At 61.0% G+C, this 629-nt stretch carries 1 protein-coding gene; it reads left to right on the forward strand.

From position 1 onward, the window contains the following. Window positions 1–629, forward strand: a 629-nt coding sequence (locus tag XI08_RS05120; RefSeq protein ID WP_271573618.1) for an AMP-binding protein, incomplete at both ends; no start/stop codon positions are given.

Consider the following 629-nt stretch of genomic DNA (forward strand, 5'->3'; position numbering starts at 1 on the left):
CACGGAATGAGCATCGGGCCATCGTCAATCGCCTGATGTGGATGCAAAACGCCTATGGTCTCAAGGACTCTGATGTCGTGTTGCAGAAGACGCCATTTGGCTTCGATGTCTCGGCCTGGGAGTTCTTCTGGACCTTGCTTGAAGGGGCAACACTGGTGCTGGCGCCGCCCGGTGCGCACAGAGATCCCGCTGCATTGGTCGACTTGATCATCAGCCAGCGCATCACGACGGTTCACTTCGTGCCATCCATGCTGGTCAATTTTATGGATGCGAAGAGTGTTGAGAGCTGCAGGTCGCTGCGGCGAGTTTTATGCAGCGGCGAGGCGCTTCCTGCCGCCAGTGTGCATAGGGTTCGGCGCCTCTTGCCTTGGACGGGCCTGCACAATCTGTACGGTCCGACGGAAGCTGCGATCGACGTGACAGCGTGGAGTTGTCCGGATGGGTTTGATGGCGCCATTGTCCCGATTGGCCGTCCAATCGCGAACACGCGGATCTATCTGCTGGACGGTCATGGTGCGCCCGTTCCGTTTGGCGCGGTCGGGGAGCTCTACATCGGCGGGGCGGGGGTGGCGCGCGGCTACCTGAACCGGCCCGAGCTGACCGCGGAGCGGTTCATCGCCAGTCCCTTT

The sequence above is a fragment of the Bradyrhizobium sp. CCBAU 11361 genome, from assembly GCF_028128935.1.
Lineage (GTDB): Bacteria > Pseudomonadota > Alphaproteobacteria > Rhizobiales > Xanthobacteraceae > Bradyrhizobium > Bradyrhizobium niftali.